Here is a 17,791-nt window from a genome sequence, read left to right as displayed (position 1 = left end):
CGAGATCACTTTCTTATTCAGGTGGCGGTGGCGTGTGACCGAGCGCGATGGCCTTCTTTCGCTGGGCGGGACTAAGCGCGGCCCAGAACCTGTGGACGCGCCGCGTGGGCATCGCCTGTAGATCCTCGATGTGCTGCTGACGTTTGAGCTCGACCTTGAAGAAGCTGGGCTGGTGGTCGATCCCATTGGTCTTCAGACGCCAGAAGACCACGTTTGCGTATCTCGGCGTCAATGTCCCGTGCCGCTTGTAGTAATCCAACGCGCCTTCGAGGATCGCGTTGTTCTCCGCAGCAGCCAGCTTCTCCAGCGCCGCGATGCAGGACTTAAGCTGCATCTCATGGGTCAGGTCGTTCAGACGGCGCTTGGCCTCCTGTGGCGTCAGTCGGCGTCCTTCCTGGACGATGGCGACGTCGAACTTCAGGATGCAGTGTGACCCGACCCAAAGGGTCTCGTCGGTCCGCTCGTTGCCGATCTCGAAATGATAGCGGAGCCCTTCCTGACCGCAGAGGCGGCAGGTCTCGACCGGCGCGCCGTGGTCCTCGGTCCGCTCGGTGAACCGCCATTCCCGGAACGCCGCCGGCAAGGTTTTCGCGACGGACAGGGGCAGGATGCTGTCGCGCACTCGGCTGGTGTATTGCTCCATGTCCCTCCCTCCCATCCGGCCCGATCCGCAATCTAGACGCGAAACGCAGACCGACGCTATCCCAACTGTCGAGGCGGCCTGGATTTCAGGGCGTCGTTCCAGCCAGCTATTGGCGTTCTTGCAGGAATCCGTACAACTAACCGATGTCCGGCGAAGCAGAGCGCCGTTGAAGTTAGGGTCGGGGGTTGGCGGCGATAAACAACACGGCGGCGCCGCAGGCGGCCGGCTATATCCTTCAACTCGAAAGGGCGCTTCACCATCTGGCCCATGCCGGTGTGGGCGCCGTGATCGCCGTGGAACATCTGGACGATGTGGTCGTCCTCAAGGACGGTAAAGCCGTCGTTCAGGAACAGGACAAGAGCACGGCGACGCCCAGCGCCAGATTGCTCTCTGACCGCAGCAAGGCGATCTGGCGCACGCTGGAAATCTGGTTGCTCCAGCAGGAGGCGCCTGAGGCGATCGTCTGCGAGCGATATCTCTTCTTCGTCAATCGGCCGGTGGAGACGGCCATTTCCACCCTCTTGAAGAAGCGCAAGCTTGGCGAGGCGAGCGCGGCGGAGGCGTTGGTCGCCCTGCGAGCCGAAGGCACCGCGCCGTCCAAAAAGACGACCAAGGTCACGCAGGCGCAGGCCTTGATCGACCGGGTGCTCCAACGCTCTGACGACGACCTGCTCGACCTGATTGGACGCATCGAGATCGTCGAGGCCGGCGACCCGGCAGAGGATCGCGCCGCCATGGCGAACGGCCTCGGTTTGAGTCCCAGGGCGAATGCAGAGGACATTCTGGACGGCCTGCTCGGATGGCTGACGCGGCTGGTGCGTGAGGAATGGAATGCGGGGCGCCCCGGCATGGTGTCGCGTGCCGCGGTTCTACTCCAGAAGGATGCGCTCCAGGCCCGCCAGGCGCGGAGCCGCCTTCTTCCGAGGGCGGCCTCGGATGTGCGGGTGTCCGACGCCGATCGTGCCGGCGCCTTGTCGCGGACGTTCGTCGAGCACCTCGGCCGGATCGAAGCCCAGGACGAGGATGTTTTCGACGCCGTCGATCATTTCCTGAAGTTCAATGCCGAAAAGCACCGGCTCGTCATCGAGGGTGAGGTCGCCGACGGGGAGTGGCGTGATCGGGGTGACCGCCTGCGCACCCGATGGCAGAATTTGATGCGGCGGCGAACCCGGGAGATGAAGCCCAGGCCGTCGTGGGAGATCGGACAGACGGTGCTCGCCGACGCCACATACGATCATCAGGAACCGCTGGATGGTCAGCCCTGCGGCGAGCTCTACATGACGTCGGGCCACTACCACCGTCTTGCAGACGAGAACCAGGTATGGTGGGACCCTAGCTATTCGCCGGAGCCCTCCGGTGAAGATTGATCACGAGGAACTGCTGGCCAGGAACCCGGCTCTGATGGCCAGCGCCTTCTGGCATGTCGCCCAGCGCCACGCCGGCAAGGCCCACGGCGCGCCACCCATCCTGCCCATATTTGTGGTCAGCGCCGCCCTGCTTCTTCACCGCGCGACGGTGGACAAGGTCCACGGCATGAATTTCGACAGTGGCTTCCTCAAAGCCGTTGTGGAGCGGCCCGACTTGCTCGCTGGCCTGCAACGCCGCGTGGAGGCGCATGCCGATACCGCGCTCAAGGCGCTGCAGGTCGGTGTGGCCTCGGGCCTCCTGATCCGCGAAGGGGGAGAAGGCTTTCCTCGCTTCCGGGCGATGAGCGGCGCCGATCTTCCGCAAGCCATCCGGGATCTCGACCCTCCGGTCTCTCACGTCCTGAGCGCCGCCAAGCGGCTCGGGACCTGGTTCGCCATGGACGGCTTTGAAGCCGCCCAGCGACAGCTGAACATCGAGTTCTGACCCATGAAGCTCTTCATCCGCGAAATCATCATCTGGCCGGAAGACGTTCGCTTCGAACCCCGGACGCTGACCTTCGATCCTGGCGCGGTGTCGGTGGTGACCGGATGGAGCGGCACCGGCAAATCCTCGATCGTCAACATCATCGACTATGTGCTCGGGTCGGGCTCCTGCTCGATCGCTGTCGGTGTGATCCGCAACGCGGTTTCATGGTTCGGACTGACCATCGAAACCGACGCCGGCCTTATGAGGATCGCCTGCCCTAAGCCGGCGGCGCGTCAGGTGTCCGAGGAGATATGGCTGCAGCAGGGGCCTGAGGTGGAGCAGGCTCTGCCCATGCGCCCGGCTGCCAACTCCAACGTCGCGCGCCTCAAAGCGCTGCTCGACATCTATTCCGGGCTGTCCAACCTGGCGCTCGATCCGGAGAAGGACAAAGGCTTCGGCGGGCGGGCGAGTTTCCGCGATCTGGCGGCTTTCAACCTTCTGCCGCAACATGTCGTGGCCAATCCCTACACGCTCTTCTTCAAGGCGGACTCTTCGGAGCATCGCGAGACCCTGCGCCACGTGCTGCCCCTCGCCCTGGGAATTGTGACCAATGAGGATCTGGTAAGGCTCCATCGCCTCCGGCTGCTGCGTGACGAATTACGCAAGGTCGAGACGGAGCTGCGGACCCGGCGCAACGCCATCGACAACTGGAGCGCAAACGCCCGCGGCGCCTTCTTCCGCGCCCAGGAACTCAGTCTCGTGCCGCCCGGAGAGCCGCCCGGAGACCTGCGCGGACTGCTCTCGGTGCTCGCCGAGGTGGTAACTGCCGGCGGTCAATCTGTCGCCGCTCCTGGCCGGGTCACCGCTGCGGTGACCCGGCTGGACGACATTCGTCGCCAGGAGCAGGCGCTTGACCAGAAGATCGGCGCCGAACGGCGCCGCCTACGCAAGCTGCGCAGCCTGTCCCGAGCGGTGGTCGACTATGCCGACGTGCTGGCCGAGCAGTCGGCGAGCGTGAAAGGTGTCGGCTGGTTCAAGGCCCATGTCGCCGCAGAGTCTTGCGTTCTGTGCGGATCGGACACCGAAGCGGCAAGGGACGCCCTGGAGGAACTGAACGACCCGATCGCTGAGCTGCAGAGCCTCTCGACTGGCGCGACGACCGCTCGGCCTATGGTTGACCGCGACCTTATCGCTGTTCAGAGCTCCCTGCTTCAGGCGGAAAACGATCTTCAGGCGCTGCAACGCACCCGACGCGAGTTCGAGGCGCAGGTCGACAAGGAACGCGGCCAGTCGCAGAGCCTGGAGAACATCTTCAGATTTATCGGATCGACCGAACAGGCCTTGCGTATGCTCGGGGATATCCAGGGCGACGAGGGTCTAGAAGCCCAGGTCGCCAAACTTCGCGGCGACATCCGGGATATCGAGCGGCAGGGCAACGACGAAGAACGCCGCCGCCGCGCCTCGGACGTCCATGCCCGTATCTCAAGCTACATCGTCCGCTTCATCGAGCATCTCGGGATCGAAGGCGCCGAAGGTCGGCCCATGCTCGACGAGCGCGAGCTGAATCTCCGGTTCGAACGCGAGGGCGCCAAGGGCGCGGATTTCCTCTGGGAAATCGGCAGCGGCGAGAACTGGATGGCCTACCATCTCGCCGCCCTGCTCGCGCTTCACGGGGTCTTCCTCAATCGTCTCCAGAACAATCCGGTGCCGACCTTTCTCGTCATCGATCAGCCGAGCCAAGTCTATTTCCCGAGTGACACCTTCGAACAGATTGTCAGCGGCGAAGCCGCTCTTGACGAACCTGGAGAGTCGATTGGCGCCGCTCGCCGGCGCAAAGGCCGGCTCGGCGATCTGGAGAGTACGCGCAAGATTTTCGCGAGCCTCGCCCGGGCCCACAGGTCGTTTAACTCCAGTCTGCAGATCATCGTACTGGATCATGCGGACCATCACGCATGGGGCGACATCGAGGGCGTCATGCAGGTGGCCAACTGGCGTGGCGAGGCTGATTTCCTAATCCCCTCGCACTGGTTGGCCGACGAGACCGATCCCGATGCGCCCAACGAGGTCGCCCCGGAGTGACGCGGCAACCGATCATCCGAACAGCCCGTGGATGAACCAGGCCTGCGACCCCGTGCGGCCATCCTCGCCATCGCCCGCCCGGAACAGCCAGAACCGCCGACCGGCTTCGTCCTCGACCTGGAAGTAGTCACGGACGGCCCAGACTTCGGCGTCGCGCCGCCGCCATTCTCCGAAGATCCGCTCGGGGCCGTCCGCCCGCACCACCCGGCGTCGCACGCCTCGCCAGGTGAAGTGGGTCGGCGGATTGTCAGGCAAGAGCGCCATTGTCTCGACGGGCTCGGGCCGCTTCAGCAGCCGCGCCGGACGCGGCCAGTCCGGCGACCAGTCCAGAGCCGGCGCGACGGACAGGGGCGGAGCCTTGCGGACCGAGCGCTCGGGCACGTCGTTCTCGATGGGGATCAGTCGATACAGCCGCTGAGGGCCGATACGGTTGGACAGGATGTCGACAAGGTCCGAAAGATCCGGCGTCCCGGCCTCGCCGAGCGCGCTCTCCCCCGGCCGCCAATGGAGGGGTTCGGCCTGCACGGCGGACAGGGTCATGCGCTCGATGCCGAACCCGGGATCGACCTTGTCGATCCGGTCGAACAACAGGCGAGTGAGTCTGGGCGCATCCCTCGTCGGTCGGGCGAGGCTGACCCTCTGGGCTTCGATCCGGTTGTCGACCCGAAAGCACAGCCAATCCAGTCGCCGGACTCCAAGTCCCGCTGCCTCAAGCGCCCCGCAGAGGTCGGCGACTAGGGCCGCGATATGCCGGGCCAGGGTCTCCGGGGCGCCGATCGGCTCGCCGAAGACCCGCGCGACCGACGGGACCTCGAGAGCCTCGACGGGGATGAGCGGCTCTTCGAGACGACCATAGGCTTGGTCGATCCGGCGGCCGAGCTCGTGGCCGAACCGAAGCGTCAGGGGAGCGCGCGGTCGATGCGCCACGTCCGCGATGCGCTCGAAGCCCATCCGGTTCAGATTTGCGATCAGCTCCATCGGCAGGCGTAGGGCCGCCAAGGGCAGGCCGCCGATCGCGGCGTCGACGGCGTTATCCCCGACGACCCGGCAAACGCCCCGGAAGCGGACCACCGCGTGGGCCGCCCCGTAAGTCGGTCCGATCGCTGCGTCGGCGCGAACGCCTTCGGCTTCGAGCCGTTCGATCATGTCCGCAAGCATGGCTGCCTCTCCCCCCTTGAGGTGGGCGGCGCCGGTGGCGTCGATGGCGAGGCCGTCAGGCGGATCAGGTTGGCAAACGGGGGCGTACCGGCGCATCGCCCAGATGGCGAGACGGCCGAGCGCGGCATCATCTCCTGCCGGGTCGGCATCACGAACATCCAGACCGGGGATCAGGGCTTGGGCCTGTGTCGCGGCCATGCCGATGCGCGTTCCCTGGGTTAGAGCCGACTGGTTGGCGGCGAGCACGACGCGTCGGCGGCCGGACCGACCGGCGAGGATCAGGGGTAGGTCAGGCGGCGGCGCGGCCTCGCCCAACCCTCGCAGGAGACGATCGACGGGCCAGTTCGGCAGGTAGAGCGAGACGACCCGTCTCATCGCAGGCTTCCAAGGTGAAATCCGCGGCTTCGGCGCCGCGACAGCGAAGGAGTTCGATGAACCAGCGCGCCCGCCCCACGCCGGGAACGGGAAGGGGCGAGGAGGATGCCGGGCTGATGCGCCATCGAGTGGCGGAGGCGGTGTGCTGGCCGAACTCGGCGGCGTCGGTCGCGCGTCGCCATCGTCTCACCGCCAGTCCCAGGCCTCCCGAGCCTTCTGCGGCCAGCTGCAGCCTCCGCGAGGCGACGAGATTCAAGCGGGCGGTCTCGGCCACGACGGCGGCCAGACCCGGATGGCGAAGCCCTTCCTCGAAACAGGCGAGGAGGGAGGACTCGTCCCCGGCCTCGACATAGATGACCCGATCCGGCCCGAGACCCGACTGACGCAGGGCAGGAGCGAACAGGTCGGGTCGGGTGACGCACCAGAGCACCTGGCCCTCCCGCCGGGCCGCGATCCCGGCGGCGAAGAGGGCGGCGGCGGCTCCGTCCACGGCTTCCTCTCCTCCGCCGGCGACTTCATGGAGAGCTCCAAGCGGAAGGCCTCCGCCCGGCAGATGCCGGTCCAGATCGCATACTCCGAACGGCAGAACGCCGGGGACGCCTCGCGTCCCGTGCTCCAGGGCGCGAATCCGATCGCGCAGGCCGTCGAGCCCGGCAGGCAGGCGGGCATGCATTGGAGGCCTCCTGTTCCAAGGCTGTTGAATGTTCTTGTAATGTTCTCGGTCTTGATGGGGCGCGGAGTCAACCTTCGCCAAACCCTTATCCCCGCTCGCACGAGCCGGCGATGGCCGCTCAAACCCCTCTGGAGACGGTCGGTGCTGGCTTTTCTCGGGAAGTCGGCGATCAATGGAAATCCGAAACGGAGGCCCGCATGTGCAACGAGTACCAGCTCATCCTGCCGTTCGATGAGGTGATCGAGATGTTCAACAGGACCGGCGACCGTCTCGTCTTCCCGGGCGGCATGCCCAACTTTGGACCGATGGCGTCGATTCGCATCGGCGACCGGGCGCCCATCATCACGCGAGGTCCGGACGGGGCGCAGCTGATCGTCTCGCCCTGGGCCTGGAAATCGCCGCAGGGACGACCCGTCTTCAACTTCCGATCTGACGGTCGATCCTTCGCCGGGACGACCCGATGCCTCATTCCCGCGGACGGCTTCTTCGAGTTCACGGAGGCGGAGCCGGGTCAGAAGCGCAAGACCAAGTGGCGCTTCGCCATGAAAGGCGCGCCGATCTTCTGGATCGCCGGCCTGGTCCGCGACGAAGCCTTCGCCATGCTGACCACCGAGCCGGGGCCGGACATCAAACCCTACCACGATCGTCAGATCGTCCTGCTGAAGCCCGAGGCGGCCCTGGACTGGCTGGACCTGCGCAAGCCCGAGACCGAGCTTCTGCACGCCCTGCCCGAAGGCAGCTTGTCGGTCGAGAAGGTCTTTCCCGAAGCGGCATAGGCCCGGCGAGCCGTCACCGCCCGAGGTCCTGCCCAAGTTGCTTGCCGCCGAGGATTTGGGCGAAGCCGCGCGAGTCCAGAGAGAGGGTGACCGACTTTCCCATCGTCGGCGGGGTCTTGCCGACGCCCAGCCGGCCGTAGTGTTCGGAGCCGTCCGACGCGCGCACCACCACATAGGCGGAGCCGCCCAGTTCGTCGTGGAAGCCGGTTTTGACCACCTTGCCCTGAACCGGAGCCTTGCCCAGCTGTTCGGCCGATCGCGCGCCTTCGAGACGCCGTTGGTTGAGGGTGCGAATGACGTCCTTCGAAAGCTGGAGTCGCCGAAGTCGGGCTTCCATATCCTGGGACAGTCGGAAGCGCCGCCCTGTCCGTACGGCGAGCCCCAAGGTTTCCAGATGGCGCAGCCGACCTCGCGTCAGAGCGGTCCAGGCATCCGTTCCGCCGATCCCGTCGTCGACGCAGCCGTTCGCGTCCGCGGCCGCCAGAAGGCGGCGGTCGAAGGCCGTGAACCGGTCGGCCTCGGTCTCGCGCCAGACGCGACGTTCGGCGTCCTGACGGCTGAGGTCTCCCAACCGTTCCTGGGCCACCTCCTGGGCCCGCGCGCGGAAGCCGTAGCCGATGTAGTCGCGCGGTATCACGAGGTCCCGGCCGTCGCTTCTTCGACCGCGCACGAGCACATGGGCGTGGGGTTGATCGGTGTCGAAATGACAGACGGCGATCCAGTTCAGCCCCGGCTCTCCGAGGTCGTCGGCGACCCTCGACATCACCTCCCTGGTGTACCCCTGAAGATCCGAAATCCGCTCGCCATGCTCCGGTGAAATTATGAAGCGGAAGTGGTGCCGGTCTTTCGCCCAGCCCTCCGTCGCGCCAGCCGCATCGACACCTTCGCGGACCGGTCCGAAGAAGACGGCCTGCTCCCCATCCTCTCCGGCGCCCATGCGTCCGAGGTAGGCGATGTGGGCGCCGAGCGCCGCGCCTCGGGCGAACCCCTTGCCCATGTGACGCGACACCAGAGCCTTCACCGTCACACGCTGCCGGACGTCGAGACGGAAGGGCCGACCCGAGCGGTTCTGGGCCGCGCGCAGACATCCCGCGCGATCGCCATAGGCGAACAGACGCGAGGCCGCGAGGCGCTGGAACATGGCGATGCGGACGCTGGTCTTGTCCGACTTCAGCCTCTGGGGAAGGCGCACTCGGAGAGTGGATACGTCGCCCTTGGTCGCCTCGGCGAGGCGCACTTCGATGGCGGTGCGGACCTGCATGACCATGCTCCAGGCGCGGAAACAGACGCCAACTCAACGCAAGTCGCCGACCGTCTCCGCGGTTGTCACAAGTGTCTGCCGGGACTGGGAAAAACAGAAGGCCAAAACCCCTCTTTTATCTTGCCCTAAGCCCTCAATCTGACGATTCCCGCCCACCTTAGCCAACATAAGACACGACCGATCAACACCCGACAAGACTGTGAAAAATCCCCCGGTCGACAAAGAAAAGCCCGCCCGGCCGAAGCCGAGCGGGTCGTTGATCGAGGGTGCAATCTCTCAGGCGGCCCGGGCCTTGATGGGCACGTGCCGCAGCCCGTTCTCCATCGCCTTCTGCCCGAGGTTGAGCGCGGGTCCGAACGGCCGCTGATCCTCCCGCACACCGGCCAGCGAATGGACCAGGGTCAGGCAGACCTCCGGCTCGAGGGCGATCAACTCGTCGTTCGCCCGGAAGGGAGCGGCCTTGCCGTGGGTGTCGAAATCCGCTCGCGCGAGGATCAGCTTCACCCCTTTCTGCTGAGCCCATTTGATCGCCAGCTTCTCGGAGCCTTTCGCTCCGGTCGTCGCCAGAGCCATGTCCGGCCACTCCCCCTTCGCCCAGTTGAGGGCGTCGAAGATCCGCCCGGCGTCCTCGGCCGTGTCCGCCGTCGGCGCGCCCCGGAAGGCGATCACCGGACCGCCCGGATCGGCGTCTCCGGACCGCCGATTTCGGATCGCCCGGATCGCCTGTTTCGCCTCCAGCTGCGCCGCCGTCAGATGGGTGCCGCGCCGTGATCCGCGCCAGGCGGTCCAGACCTCCCCGGTCGCGATCGTCCAGGTTTCGGACGCCGCATCCCGGATCAGTTCGCAGGCCTGCGTCGCCGCATCTCCGGATCTCGCTTTAGCCGTTGCGTCCTGAAGCTCGACATCGGCCGCTTCCGATCCATCGAAGTCCCGGTCCAGGCCGCGCATCGCGTCGCGGGCGCGGTCGGCGTCCCGTTCGATCCGTCCCGCGGCCGAGTGGAAGGCGCCGATAAGGGCTTCACCGAGGATCGTCTGAAAGTCCTCCAGAGCGGTGTCGGAGATCACGTCCACGAGCTCGGTCATGAGCGCGCGCCCCAGCTGGATCAGGGCGTCCTCGGTCGGGTGCGGACGCGCATCCCTCAGGGACGCGGTCAGGTCGTCGAAGGCGGAGTCCGACTTCGAGGAAGCGGAGAAGGCGGTGTTGAAGTGGGTCATCGAACCATTCCTTTTGAAGAAGGGAATGTCGAAGCGCCCCATGCGCAACGACCCCGGCTTTGGCCACGGCGGGGTCCCCGGCAGTCACCGGAGCGGAGGGCCGCTTGCCCTCCGTGGAGGGGAACGGCGCAGCCGTTGACTTCCGGGGTGCCGTGACAAAGTCGGAGGGCGTTGTGTGGGGGCAAGTCGTCGTCGCCCTTCGCGACGACGACCCCATTCGGCGCCCTCGCGCCGATACGGAAGATGAGGCATCGATCTTCCTGTCGGTCGACGCCGGCGGGCCGGCGGCGCATCCCGGGTCAGTGAACCAACGTCACGTGGAAACGCCGGCCAAATGCATCAGGCTCTCCACCGACACCGGGGTCGGGCGATAGGCGATGGCAGCATGGGCGGCGCAGAAGGCGCCGCGCTCCGAGGGACGACCGCACAGGCTGAAGTCGGCGTCGCCGGGATCGCCATACGGCCATCGGCAGTCCAGGCGCCTTACCGAGAGTATGGTGGCGACCCCATCCGGAGGCGGCGTCAACGTGGCGTGATCCTGCGCCCCCGGTCGTGCATGACCGGCAGGGCGGCGCCCGGACAGGCCCAGGCGGGCGACCTTGGAGAGGACGGCGTTTCGGGACAGGCCGCCGCCCAGCTCGCGGGCGATGACCTCCGCGCTTCGCCCTTCGGGCCACAAGCGCTTCAGCTGATTGATACGGTCTTGGGTCCAGGCGGACATGGCGGTCTCCTTCGTCGAGCCTCGATGGCTCGCCCGACCGCGTCCTTCCTCCGGCCTTCCCGTCGGCAGCACGAAGAAGGGCCCGAGGCGCAGCGCGCCCGAGCCCTTTAAATCTCCCCTTCGGATCAGAACGGGATGTCGTCGTTGAGGTCGTAGCCGCCGCCCGCCTCGACGCTGCGGTCGGCGACACCGGAGCGGTCGTCCGACGGTTCGTTCCCGGCGCGCCGGTTCTTCAACCGGATGTCGCTGACGACGAGACGCAGGTCGTAGTGCTCGACCCCGTCCTTGCCGGTCCAGGTGTCGTTTTCGACATGGCCCTGGATCACGACGCGGCTGCCCTTCTTGGCATAGGGCTGGATGTAGTTCTCCGCCGTCGCCTCGTTGAAGCAGATGCAGTTGAAGCCGGTGGTGCGCTCGCCCGGTTCGCCGTTGGCGCGACGGAAGCGGGTGGTCTCCACGACGCGGAAGCTCGCCCGTTTCTTGCCGGACCCTTGCGCCGACAGGATTGACGGATCGGCGGCCAGATAGCCTTCGAGGGTGAGGGTTTGCATGGTCAGTCTCCTGAAAATCAGATTGGATGAGGGGGCGGGGGTCAGGCTGCGACGCGGTCGTCAGCCGCATCGGAGCCGACGTCGCTCCGGCGATCTTCGGCCCAGTCGAGGACGGTGAGCCGGTTAATGACCAGCTCCTTGGCCGTCCGTTCCGAGCCGTCGCGGGCGGTGTAGGCGGTGTCGATGAAGGCGCCGATCACGACGGCCTCGCATCCCTGGGTCAGGCCGCGCGCGATGACCTTCTCGTTCAGGCCCTTCGACCAGCTGACGCAGTTGACACCGACCAGCCGGGGCTTGCCGGCGTTGTCGGTTCCGCGTTGCTCGAGCAGGCGGAAGACCGCCTTGCCGAAGTCGTCGCTGATCTGGGGGTCGGCCGCGAGGCGGCCCGTGAACACCATGGTCTGCATGTCAGTCTCCTGTTGATCCGAAGCCGCCGGGGAGCCGATCTCCCCAATCCCGCTTCATCCGAGACCTCCCTTCCTCCTCAGCTTCAGGCCGGGCGCTTTCGCCCGGGCGTCACGGTCCCAAGTGTCGCCATCAATCGTGTTTCGCGCGATGCTAGGGCATGTGCGTTCTCACCCTCGCCTGGGATGTCCATCCGGACTGGCTGCTGATCGCTGCGGGCAACCGCGACGAAGCCCATGCGCGTCCCTCCGCGCCCCTGGCGCGCTGGTCCGATGGTTCCGGCGTCGTCGGTGGTCGTGATCTTCTGTCGGGCGGGATGTGGCTGGGCGTGTCGGAGACCCACGCACGCTTCGCCGTCGTCACCAATGTCACCGGGCAGGGCGCGCCCGATCCAGATATGCTGAGCCGGGGCGGGCTCGTGCACGACGCTCTGGTCAGCCGGACCCCTTTCGCGACGGGGCAGGCCGCCCGCTACAACCCCTTCAATCTGATCATCGTCGCCGAGGATCAGGCGCGTGAGCGCACCAATCGCCCCGAACCGCTCGACCGGTCGCTTGCTCGAGGTTGGCACGCCCTTTCGAACGGACTTCTGGATGCGCCCTGGGATCGAAAGGAGCGGCTGACCGCCGCCGCACAAGCCTGGCTCGAGATGAACCCGTTACGCCCCGAAGGACTGCTCGGCCCTCTCGACGACCGAGTTGAGGGTCGATCAGCCGATGTGGATCGACCGATCTTTCTCCTCAATGACCTTTACGGCACGCGATGCAGCACGGTCGTCGCGGTGGATCGGGCCGGACGCGGCCGCATCTGGGAACGGCGGTTCGATGCGACGGGCGCGGTCGCCGGCGAGACGGAGATCGCGTTTCACTGGCTGATCTGATCTCGACCGATCCAGTGCGCTTTGGAGAACTTTTTCGATGTAAGCCTTGGGAGCCTGACCGATAGCGGCTCACGATCTATTGCGGACATCGTCGCCGTGGAGGAAGGTGAGCCAGGCCTGTTTGTACGAGACATCAGCGCCGCTCCGACGCGCGAGGGACAGCATGGACGCAAATAGGCATTTTCGGACTTACATCCGAAAAATCTTCACCGTAACGGGCGTCATGGGTATCGTAGCGATCGGAGCGGTCGCAGGTATTGCGGTTCTCTGGCTCTTCCTGAGCTGAGACTGGGTCGACTTCCGCGACCCACCCTTCTCTGACATTTGAAAGTTCGCCTTCTGGTCTGACGCCCGCTCCAAAAATTCCGAGTCCTCGTCCTCTGCTCGGAGCGACAAGACCATCTCTGACGACGCTCCGTCGACGTGTCTTTCAAGGCCTGCTTGCGCTTCGATGCGAAGACCGATGTACGCCTTGGACGTTGACCCGCGAATCTTCGGAGGACGTATGGAACCGTCAGCACAGGAGCGTCTCCAGTTGGAGGAACTGGCGAAGTCGATGGTCGAGCTTTGCGTTCGAAACACCGTGCTCGAGGATTTCCATGCCGGTCGATATCCGCAATCCCGCGCCGGGGACTACTCCGATGTGCGGGTCGTCACGCCGGACGGCGAGATTCCATGGAACGACCTGAGCCGCATCTCTGATGAAGAGATGAAGACCCTGATGATCGAGGTCGTCGATCGCGTTTTCACCTACCTAAGCTTTCCGGAGGTTCTCGGCGCCATACCAGGCGGTCGGACATGGGACCGGCCCAAGCTTGATGCCGCCCTAATGAAGACCGTCCAACGCCGAGCGGGTCAGGCGGCGAAGCCCTCAAGCACTGACTGAACGGGGTGGCGGCGCAGGACGGCTTCGACCACGTCCGGCCGGTCCACCGCGACAAACACCCGCGGCGCGTAGGCGATAATCTCGACGAAGCAGCCGAGCGCGACGAGGGCGTCACGGTCGGTGCGGCCGCCGACCACTTCAAGCCGCCAGCGGTCCATAACCCGCGATCGCTTGAGCCATAGGCCGCCTGAGAGGGCGAGCTGCACATTGCGGTCGAGTACGGCCGCAGCCGTCCTGCGGCCGTCGGCCCAGGCGTCGCCGACCTCGGTCAGGCCCAGCGCCTTCTTCAGACTGACGGCTTGAACCTCGTCCAGCACCCGACCCAGCCATCGCCGCCCGTCCGGCGCGCGCACGCGTCGCACCGAGCAGCCCTTAGACGGCAGCTTTCCCCAGATCGGCAACAGCAGGCCGGTCGCCAGGCTCAGGCGGCGCGTTCGCCACGGATCGGTCGTGGCAACTTCGGCGTCCCAGACCGCGCGCCACGCTGCCTCATCGGTGTGGGTCCAGGCCGATTCCTCAAACGCCTTCTCCGGCATGACCTGATGCTGGTCAGGCCGCAGCAGCCGCACGGCCGGGACGAGCCGGTCGTCGTCGGTAGTCGTGGTCAGACCGAGCTCGGCCAGGGCGGCGCGGCCCGAGCGTTCGTTGACCACGAGGCGGAACGCGGACCCCTCCGCACCGTCGAGCGCCGCGCCCGAGGTTATGATCTCGCGCCGCACCTTCAGTTCGAAGGTGACGAGGGCCGTCTCCGCCCCCGTCGAGACGTCAGTACGGATGGTCTCCTCCTCGACGACGTCAAGCTCCTCGGCCTCGATGTCCTCCAGCCCACGATCCAGATCGCCGGAGGCGGCGGCGCGCTCAAGGATGCCGGATAGGATGCCATCGAAGTCGGCGAACAGAGCGTTCTGGTCGGCGATACGCAGGGCCAGCAGCCGGTTCAGGAAGGTATGGATCGGCGGCAGATCGTCGGACGGCTTGAGACCGCCGTCGGCATCCCGCAGCTTCAGGCCGGTCTTGGTCTCGAAGTCCTCCAGGGTCATGGACGACAGTTCGCTGAAGCCGAGCGCGCCGTAGAAGACCAGCAAGGCGCGGCGCGCCCACGGGCTTTCCAGATTGTCCTCGGCCCGGAACAGACCGGCGCCCGCCGTGCGGCGTTCGCCGCGCGTCAGGGCCCCCAGCGAATCCAGCCGTCGGGCGATGGTCGAGGTGAACCGCTTCTCGCCGTGGATGTCGGTGGTGACCGGGCGGAACAGCGGCGGACAGGCTTGGTGAGTTCGATGACTGCGCCCCAGACCCTGTATGGCGGTATCCGCCCGCCAGCCCGGTTCGACCAGGTAGTGCGAGCGGCGCTGCTGGTTCGACGCCGAGAGGTCGGCGTGATAGCTGCGTCCCGTGCCGCCCGCGTCCGAGAAGACCAGGATGCGTTTCCGCCCGGACATGAAGGCGTCGGTCTCCGACCGCGCGGCCGAGGCGCCGCGCCGCTCGACGAGCCGGCGTCCGTCACGCGAGATCACGCGACGCGACCGTCCCGTGATCTCTGCGACGGCCTCCGTGCCGAAGGTATCCAGAAGGGCGTCGAGGACGCCGGGCACGGCCGGCAGGAGCGCCATTCTTTCGATCAGGTCTTCGCGCCGGCGCAACGCCTCCTGGCTCACGGCGGGCCGGCCGTCGACCATGACCGGGACCAGCGTCACCGCGCCGTCGTCACCCTCGATCGCCTCCATAAGATTCACCGGGAAAGCCTCGCGCAGATAGTCGAGGACATATTCGCGCGGTGTCAGGTCGATGGAGAGGTTGTTCCACTCCTCGGGCGGTATGGACGCCAATCTTCGCTCCATCACCGCCTCGTTCGTCGAAACGATCTGGACCACGGCGGAACGCCCTTCGGTCAGGTCCGCCCGGATCGACGCCGCAAGCGTCGGCGCCTTCAACCCCGCCAGCAGGTGACCGAAGAAGCGCAGCTTGGCGCCTTCGAACGCGGAATGGACGGCTGAGGCGGCCAGGCCGCTCCTGGCCTTGCCTTCCTCATCATTGAAGCCGGTCGCTTTCAGCGCCTCGCCCAGATTGGCGTGGATCAGCTGGAAGGCGTCGGCCCAGGCGTCCCAGATGCTGATGTCGTCCTCGGTCAGGGGGTGGAAGAGCGGCTCGTACTCGACGCCCTCGAACGACAACGACCGCGCCACATAGAGGCCGAGCGCCTTGAGCTCGCGCGCGACGAGCTCCATGGCGGCGACCCCGCCCTTGTCCATTGCGTCCAAGAAGTCGTCCCGTGTCACGAAGGGCGCCTCCGGCCCGCCCCAGAGACCTAGACGGGCCGCATAGGCCAAGTTCTCCGCCGTGGTTGCTCCCGTCGCCGAGACATAGAGAACCCGCGCATTGGGCAACCGGTTCTGCAGAGCCAGACCGGCCATGCCCTGCAGGGACGCCTTCTTCATCCCCCGCGCGCCCTTGCCGCCGCCTGCGGCATTGGCCATGGCGTGCGCCTCGTCGAAGGCGATGACCCCGTCGGAGTCCTCGCCCAGCCAGGCGACGATCTGATCGAGCCGCGACATCTTCTGGCCGCGCGCCGGCTGGCGCAGGGTCGCGTAGGTGGTGAAGACGATGCCGCGATCGAGCCGCACGCCTTCGCCCAGCTTCCAACTGTTGAGCGGCACGATGTCGTGGGCTCCGCCGCCGATGGCGCCCCAGTCGCGCCGGGCGTCGTCGAGAAGGGCGTCGGTTTTGGACAACCAAAGGGCCTTGGTTCGTCCCTGGGCCATGTTGTCGGCGATGACGGCGGCGATCTCCCGGCCCTTGCCGCAGCCGGTGCCGTCGCCAAGGAAGAAGCCTCGCCGGAGCTGGACGGAACCCTCGTCCTCCTCCCGCGACAGCCGGAGTTGATGAGCCGCCTCTCCCGGCGTCCACCAGGCGGGCAGCATGCCGGCGTGAGCCTCTCCGGCGTAGATCACCGTCTCCAGCTGGGCGTCGGAAATCCGGCCGTCCTCCCGGACCGACGGCGGCAGCACCGGCCGATAGGTCGGCGCCGGCGGGGCGACCGAGGCCATGGGGCCGGACTCCACCAGAGGCGAGGGGTGGGGCTTCTCTTCGGCCAAAGCGATCCGCGCCAGCCGATGCGCCTGATAGAGGCCGACATCCCGCCCCTCGCCCGTCCACGCTCGGGTGTCATAGGCGATGGGCGAAGCGCCCGCGAGGAAGCCGAGACGGCCGGACGGCAGGGCCAAAGACCGGTCCCTCGGCGCCAGCAAGGCGTGGGCGGCGACCTCCAGCCTGACGCGGGGTTTGGCGGCGGTGCGCTCCGTCACGGTCGAGGCCAGGACGGCGCAGGCCGCGAGGTCCTCGCCTTTGACCAAGGGGGCGGTCTCAGCCTCACCGTCCAGCCGGTCCATGACCAGCAGGCCGGTCTCGACGGTTGTGCCGTGTCGGGCAAATGCGCGCGGCGGGAAGCCGATGCGGGCGATGACGCGGCCCTTGGCTCCCAGCCGGCGCATGAGGGCGTCATCGGTCAGGGCCGTCATGGGCACGACCGCCGCCACCCGCCCGCCATCCGCCAGAGCCGAAAGGGCGGCGACCAGATGTGTCTCCAGATCGGTGAAGGGCGGGTTGCAGACCGCGACGTCGAACCCGCCTGCGCCGGGCAGCAGATCCTGCACATGGCGGCCATCAACCCGCGACCGCGTCGCCGAGACGAACAGGCCGTCGAGCAGGTCGGCGCGACCGTCGGCGAGCTCGTTCAGCGTCAGCTCGCCGCCGCAGGCCTCGGCCACGGCGGCGATCAGGCCTGTGCCAGCCGACGGCTCCAGCACGCGGTCGCCGGGTCTGACCTGCGCAGCCAGCACCACAAGGGCCGCCAGCTCCGGCGGGGTCGAGAACTGGTCGAGCGCGACTTGGTCTTCGCTGCGACGGCTGTGGGTCAGGCCCAGCGCGCCGACCGTCGCCAGAAGAGCGGCGATGCCCGCCGGTGCGTCCTCAAGGCGAGCGACCTGTGGCGCCAGCCGACGAATCTGCAGCACGGTCGCCGCCTCGATCGCCTCATAGGCGTCCCGCCAGTTCCACAGGCCCTCGGCGTCGGACCCGCCGAAGCCGGTGGTCATGACGCTGGAGACCAGTTTGCGGTCCAGCGGACGAGATCGAGCCAACTGTGCCGCGAGCGCCCGGGCGGCTGCCAGAAGATTGGCGGCGCGATCGCCGGCGCGCGCTACGGCGAACAGGGAGAGATTGGCTGATGAGGCGTCGGTCATGGCTGAGGCTCCGATCGCCTGGAGCGGCGGGCTCATCCCTCCAGTCCTCCAAGGCTCGCCTCGGCCGCCCTTCCTCCCACCCCAAGACGAAGGCCCG

At 66.9% G+C, this 17,791-nt stretch carries 15 protein-coding genes; 6 read left to right on the top strand and 9 right to left on the bottom strand.

All coding sequences use genetic code 11. The features are described from left to right. Window positions 1-13 precede the first annotated feature (13 nt). Window positions 14-643: a hypothetical protein gene (locus B2Y21_RS12400; RefSeq protein WP_292060157.1), complete on the bottom strand. Its 630-nt coding sequence runs from the start codon at window positions 641-643 to the stop codon at window positions 14-16. Between the two features lie 185 nt (window positions 644-828). Here B2Y21_RS12400 and B2Y21_RS12395 point away from each other — a divergent pair, with 185 nt between their 5' ends. Genes B2Y21_RS12395 through B2Y21_RS12385 form a run of 3 tightly spaced genes read left to right on the top strand, consistent with a single transcriptional unit; the run spans window position 829 to window position 4,555 of the window. Then, window positions 829-2,010: an ABC-three component system protein gene (locus B2Y21_RS12395; RefSeq protein WP_292060156.1), complete on the top strand. Its 1,182-nt coding sequence runs from the start codon at window positions 829-831 to the stop codon at window positions 2,008-2,010. Next, window positions 2,000-2,494 carry a three component ABC system middle component gene (locus B2Y21_RS12390; RefSeq protein ID WP_035307862.1) on the top strand — a complete coding sequence of 165 codons (495 nt, stop codon included), beginning with the start codon at window positions 2,000-2,002 and terminating at the stop codon, window positions 2,492-2,494. The genes B2Y21_RS12395 and B2Y21_RS12390 overlap by 11 nt, the downstream gene beginning before the upstream one ends. A 3-nt stretch (window positions 2,495-2,497) precedes the next feature. Further along, a complete protein-coding gene (locus B2Y21_RS12385) occupies window positions 2,498-4,555 on the top strand; it encodes a DUF3732 domain-containing protein (protein ID WP_292060154.1) in 2,058 nt (685 codons plus the stop codon). A gap of 12 nt (window positions 4,556-4,567) precedes the next feature. On the opposite strand, the gene B2Y21_RS12380 is transcribed toward B2Y21_RS12385, so the two are convergent. Next, window positions 4,568-6,088, bottom strand: a complete 1,521-nt coding sequence (locus B2Y21_RS12380; RefSeq protein WP_292060153.1) for a Y-family DNA polymerase — start codon at window positions 6,086-6,088, stop codon at window positions 4,568-4,570. After that, window positions 6,003-6,761 carry an ImuA family protein gene (locus tag B2Y21_RS12375; RefSeq protein WP_292060152.1) on the bottom strand — a complete coding sequence of 253 codons (759 nt, stop codon included), beginning with the start codon at window positions 6,759-6,761 and terminating at the stop codon, window positions 6,003-6,005. Before B2Y21_RS12375 ends, B2Y21_RS12380 begins: the two co-directional genes overlap by 86 nt. Before the next feature lie 110 nt (window positions 6,762-6,871). Here B2Y21_RS12375 and B2Y21_RS12370 point away from each other — a divergent pair, with 110 nt between their 5' ends. Beyond that, window positions 6,872-7,537 (top strand): SOS response-associated peptidase family protein, encoded by a 666-nt coding sequence (locus B2Y21_RS12370; protein ID WP_292060150.1) that lies wholly within the window; start codon window positions 6,872-6,874, stop codon window positions 7,535-7,537. Between the two features lie 13 nt (window positions 7,538-7,550). On the opposite strand, the gene B2Y21_RS12365 is transcribed toward B2Y21_RS12370, so the two are convergent. The 5 genes from B2Y21_RS12365 to B2Y21_RS12345 form a co-directional block, all read right to left on the bottom strand. After that, window positions 7,551-8,798 carry a DUF3363 domain-containing protein gene (locus B2Y21_RS12365; protein ID WP_292060149.1) on the bottom strand — a complete coding sequence of 416 codons (1,248 nt, stop codon included), beginning with the start codon at window positions 8,796-8,798 and terminating at the stop codon, window positions 7,551-7,553. A 276-nt stretch (window positions 8,799-9,074) separates the two neighbouring features. Further along, a complete protein-coding gene (locus B2Y21_RS12360; protein WP_292060179.1) occupies window positions 9,075-10,013 on the bottom strand; it encodes a DUF2493 domain-containing protein in 939 nt (312 codons plus the stop codon). A gap of 313 nt (window positions 10,014-10,326) precedes the next feature. Beyond that, window positions 10,327-10,734 (bottom strand): GcrA family cell cycle regulator, encoded by a 408-nt coding sequence (locus tag B2Y21_RS12355; protein ID WP_292060147.1) that lies wholly within the window; start codon window positions 10,732-10,734, stop codon window positions 10,327-10,329. 125 nt (window positions 10,735-10,859) lie between these two features. Then, the gene (locus B2Y21_RS12350) at window positions 10,860-11,285 is read right to left on the bottom strand and encodes a single-stranded DNA-binding protein (protein WP_292060145.1); all 426 of its coding nucleotides are present in this window, start codon (window positions 11,283-11,285) and stop codon (window positions 10,860-10,862) included. 41 nt (window positions 11,286-11,326) lie between these two features. Then, entirely contained in the window at window positions 11,327-11,683 is a 357-nt protein-coding gene (locus B2Y21_RS12345; protein WP_292060143.1) for a hypothetical protein, read from the bottom strand. A gap of 167 nt (window positions 11,684-11,850) precedes the next feature. Here B2Y21_RS12345 and B2Y21_RS12340 point away from each other — a divergent pair, with 167 nt between their 5' ends. Beyond that, window positions 11,851-12,570, top strand: a complete 720-nt coding sequence (locus tag B2Y21_RS12340) for an NRDE family protein (RefSeq protein ID WP_292060141.1) — start codon at window positions 11,851-11,853, stop codon at window positions 12,568-12,570. Between the two features lie 535 nt (window positions 12,571-13,105). Next, complete coding sequence (locus B2Y21_RS12335) at window positions 13,106-13,456, top strand: hypothetical protein (RefSeq protein WP_292060138.1); 351 nt, start codon at window positions 13,106-13,108, stop codon at window positions 13,454-13,456. Here the strand turns inward: B2Y21_RS12335 and B2Y21_RS12330 are convergent. Beyond that, window positions 13,426-17,694 (bottom strand): strawberry notch family protein, encoded by a 4,269-nt coding sequence (locus tag B2Y21_RS12330; protein WP_292060136.1) that lies wholly within the window; start codon window positions 17,692-17,694, stop codon window positions 13,426-13,428. The genes B2Y21_RS12335 and B2Y21_RS12330 overlap by 31 nt on opposite strands. Between the last annotated feature and the right edge of the window lie 97 nt (window positions 17,695-17,791).

This window comes from Brevundimonas sp. UBA5936 (assembly GCA_002430835.1).
Classification (GTDB): Bacteria; Pseudomonadota; Alphaproteobacteria; order Caulobacterales; family Caulobacteraceae; genus Brevundimonas.
This window is presented reverse-complemented; position numbering and strand designations above follow the sequence as displayed.

Coding starts and splice junctions, on each gene's coding strand:
- B2Y21_RS12400 (WP_292060157.1), bottom strand. CDS start 643: ATGGAGCAATACACCAGCCGAGTGCGCGACAGCATCCTGCCCCTGTCC.
- B2Y21_RS12385 (WP_292060154.1), top strand. CDS start 2,498: ATGAAGCTCTTCATCCGCGAAATCATCATCTGGCCGGAAGACGTTCGC.
- B2Y21_RS12380 (WP_292060153.1), bottom strand. CDS start 6,088: ATGAGACGGGTCGTCTCGCTCTACCTGCCGAACTGGCCCGTCGATCGT.
- B2Y21_RS12375 (WP_292060152.1), bottom strand. CDS start 6,761: ATGCATGCCCGCCTGCCTGCCGGGCTCGACGGCCTGCGCGATCGGATT.
- B2Y21_RS12370 (WP_292060150.1), top strand. CDS start 6,872: ATGGCCGCTCAAACCCCTCTGGAGACGGTCGGTGCTGGCTTTTCTCGG.
- B2Y21_RS12365 (WP_292060149.1), bottom strand. CDS start 8,798: ATGCAGGTCCGCACCGCCATCGAAGTGCGCCTCGCCGAGGCGACCAAG.
- B2Y21_RS12360 (WP_292060179.1), bottom strand. CDS start 10,013: ATGACCCACTTCAACACCGCCTTCTCCGCTTCCTCGAAGTCGGACTCC.
- B2Y21_RS12355 (WP_292060147.1), bottom strand. CDS start 10,734: ATGTCCGCCTGGACCCAAGACCGTATCAATCAGCTGAAGCGCTTGTGG.
- B2Y21_RS12350 (WP_292060145.1), bottom strand. CDS start 11,285: ATGCAAACCCTCACCCTCGAAGGCTATCTGGCCGCCGATCCGTCAATC.
- B2Y21_RS12345 (WP_292060143.1), bottom strand. CDS start 11,683: ATGGTGTTCACGGGCCGCCTCGCGGCCGACCCCCAGATCAGCGACGAC.
- B2Y21_RS12340 (WP_292060141.1), top strand. CDS start 11,851: ATGTGCGTTCTCACCCTCGCCTGGGATGTCCATCCGGACTGGCTGCTG.
- B2Y21_RS12330 (WP_292060136.1), bottom strand. CDS start 17,694: ATGACCGACGCCTCATCAGCCAATCTCTCCCTGTTCGCCGTAGCGCGC.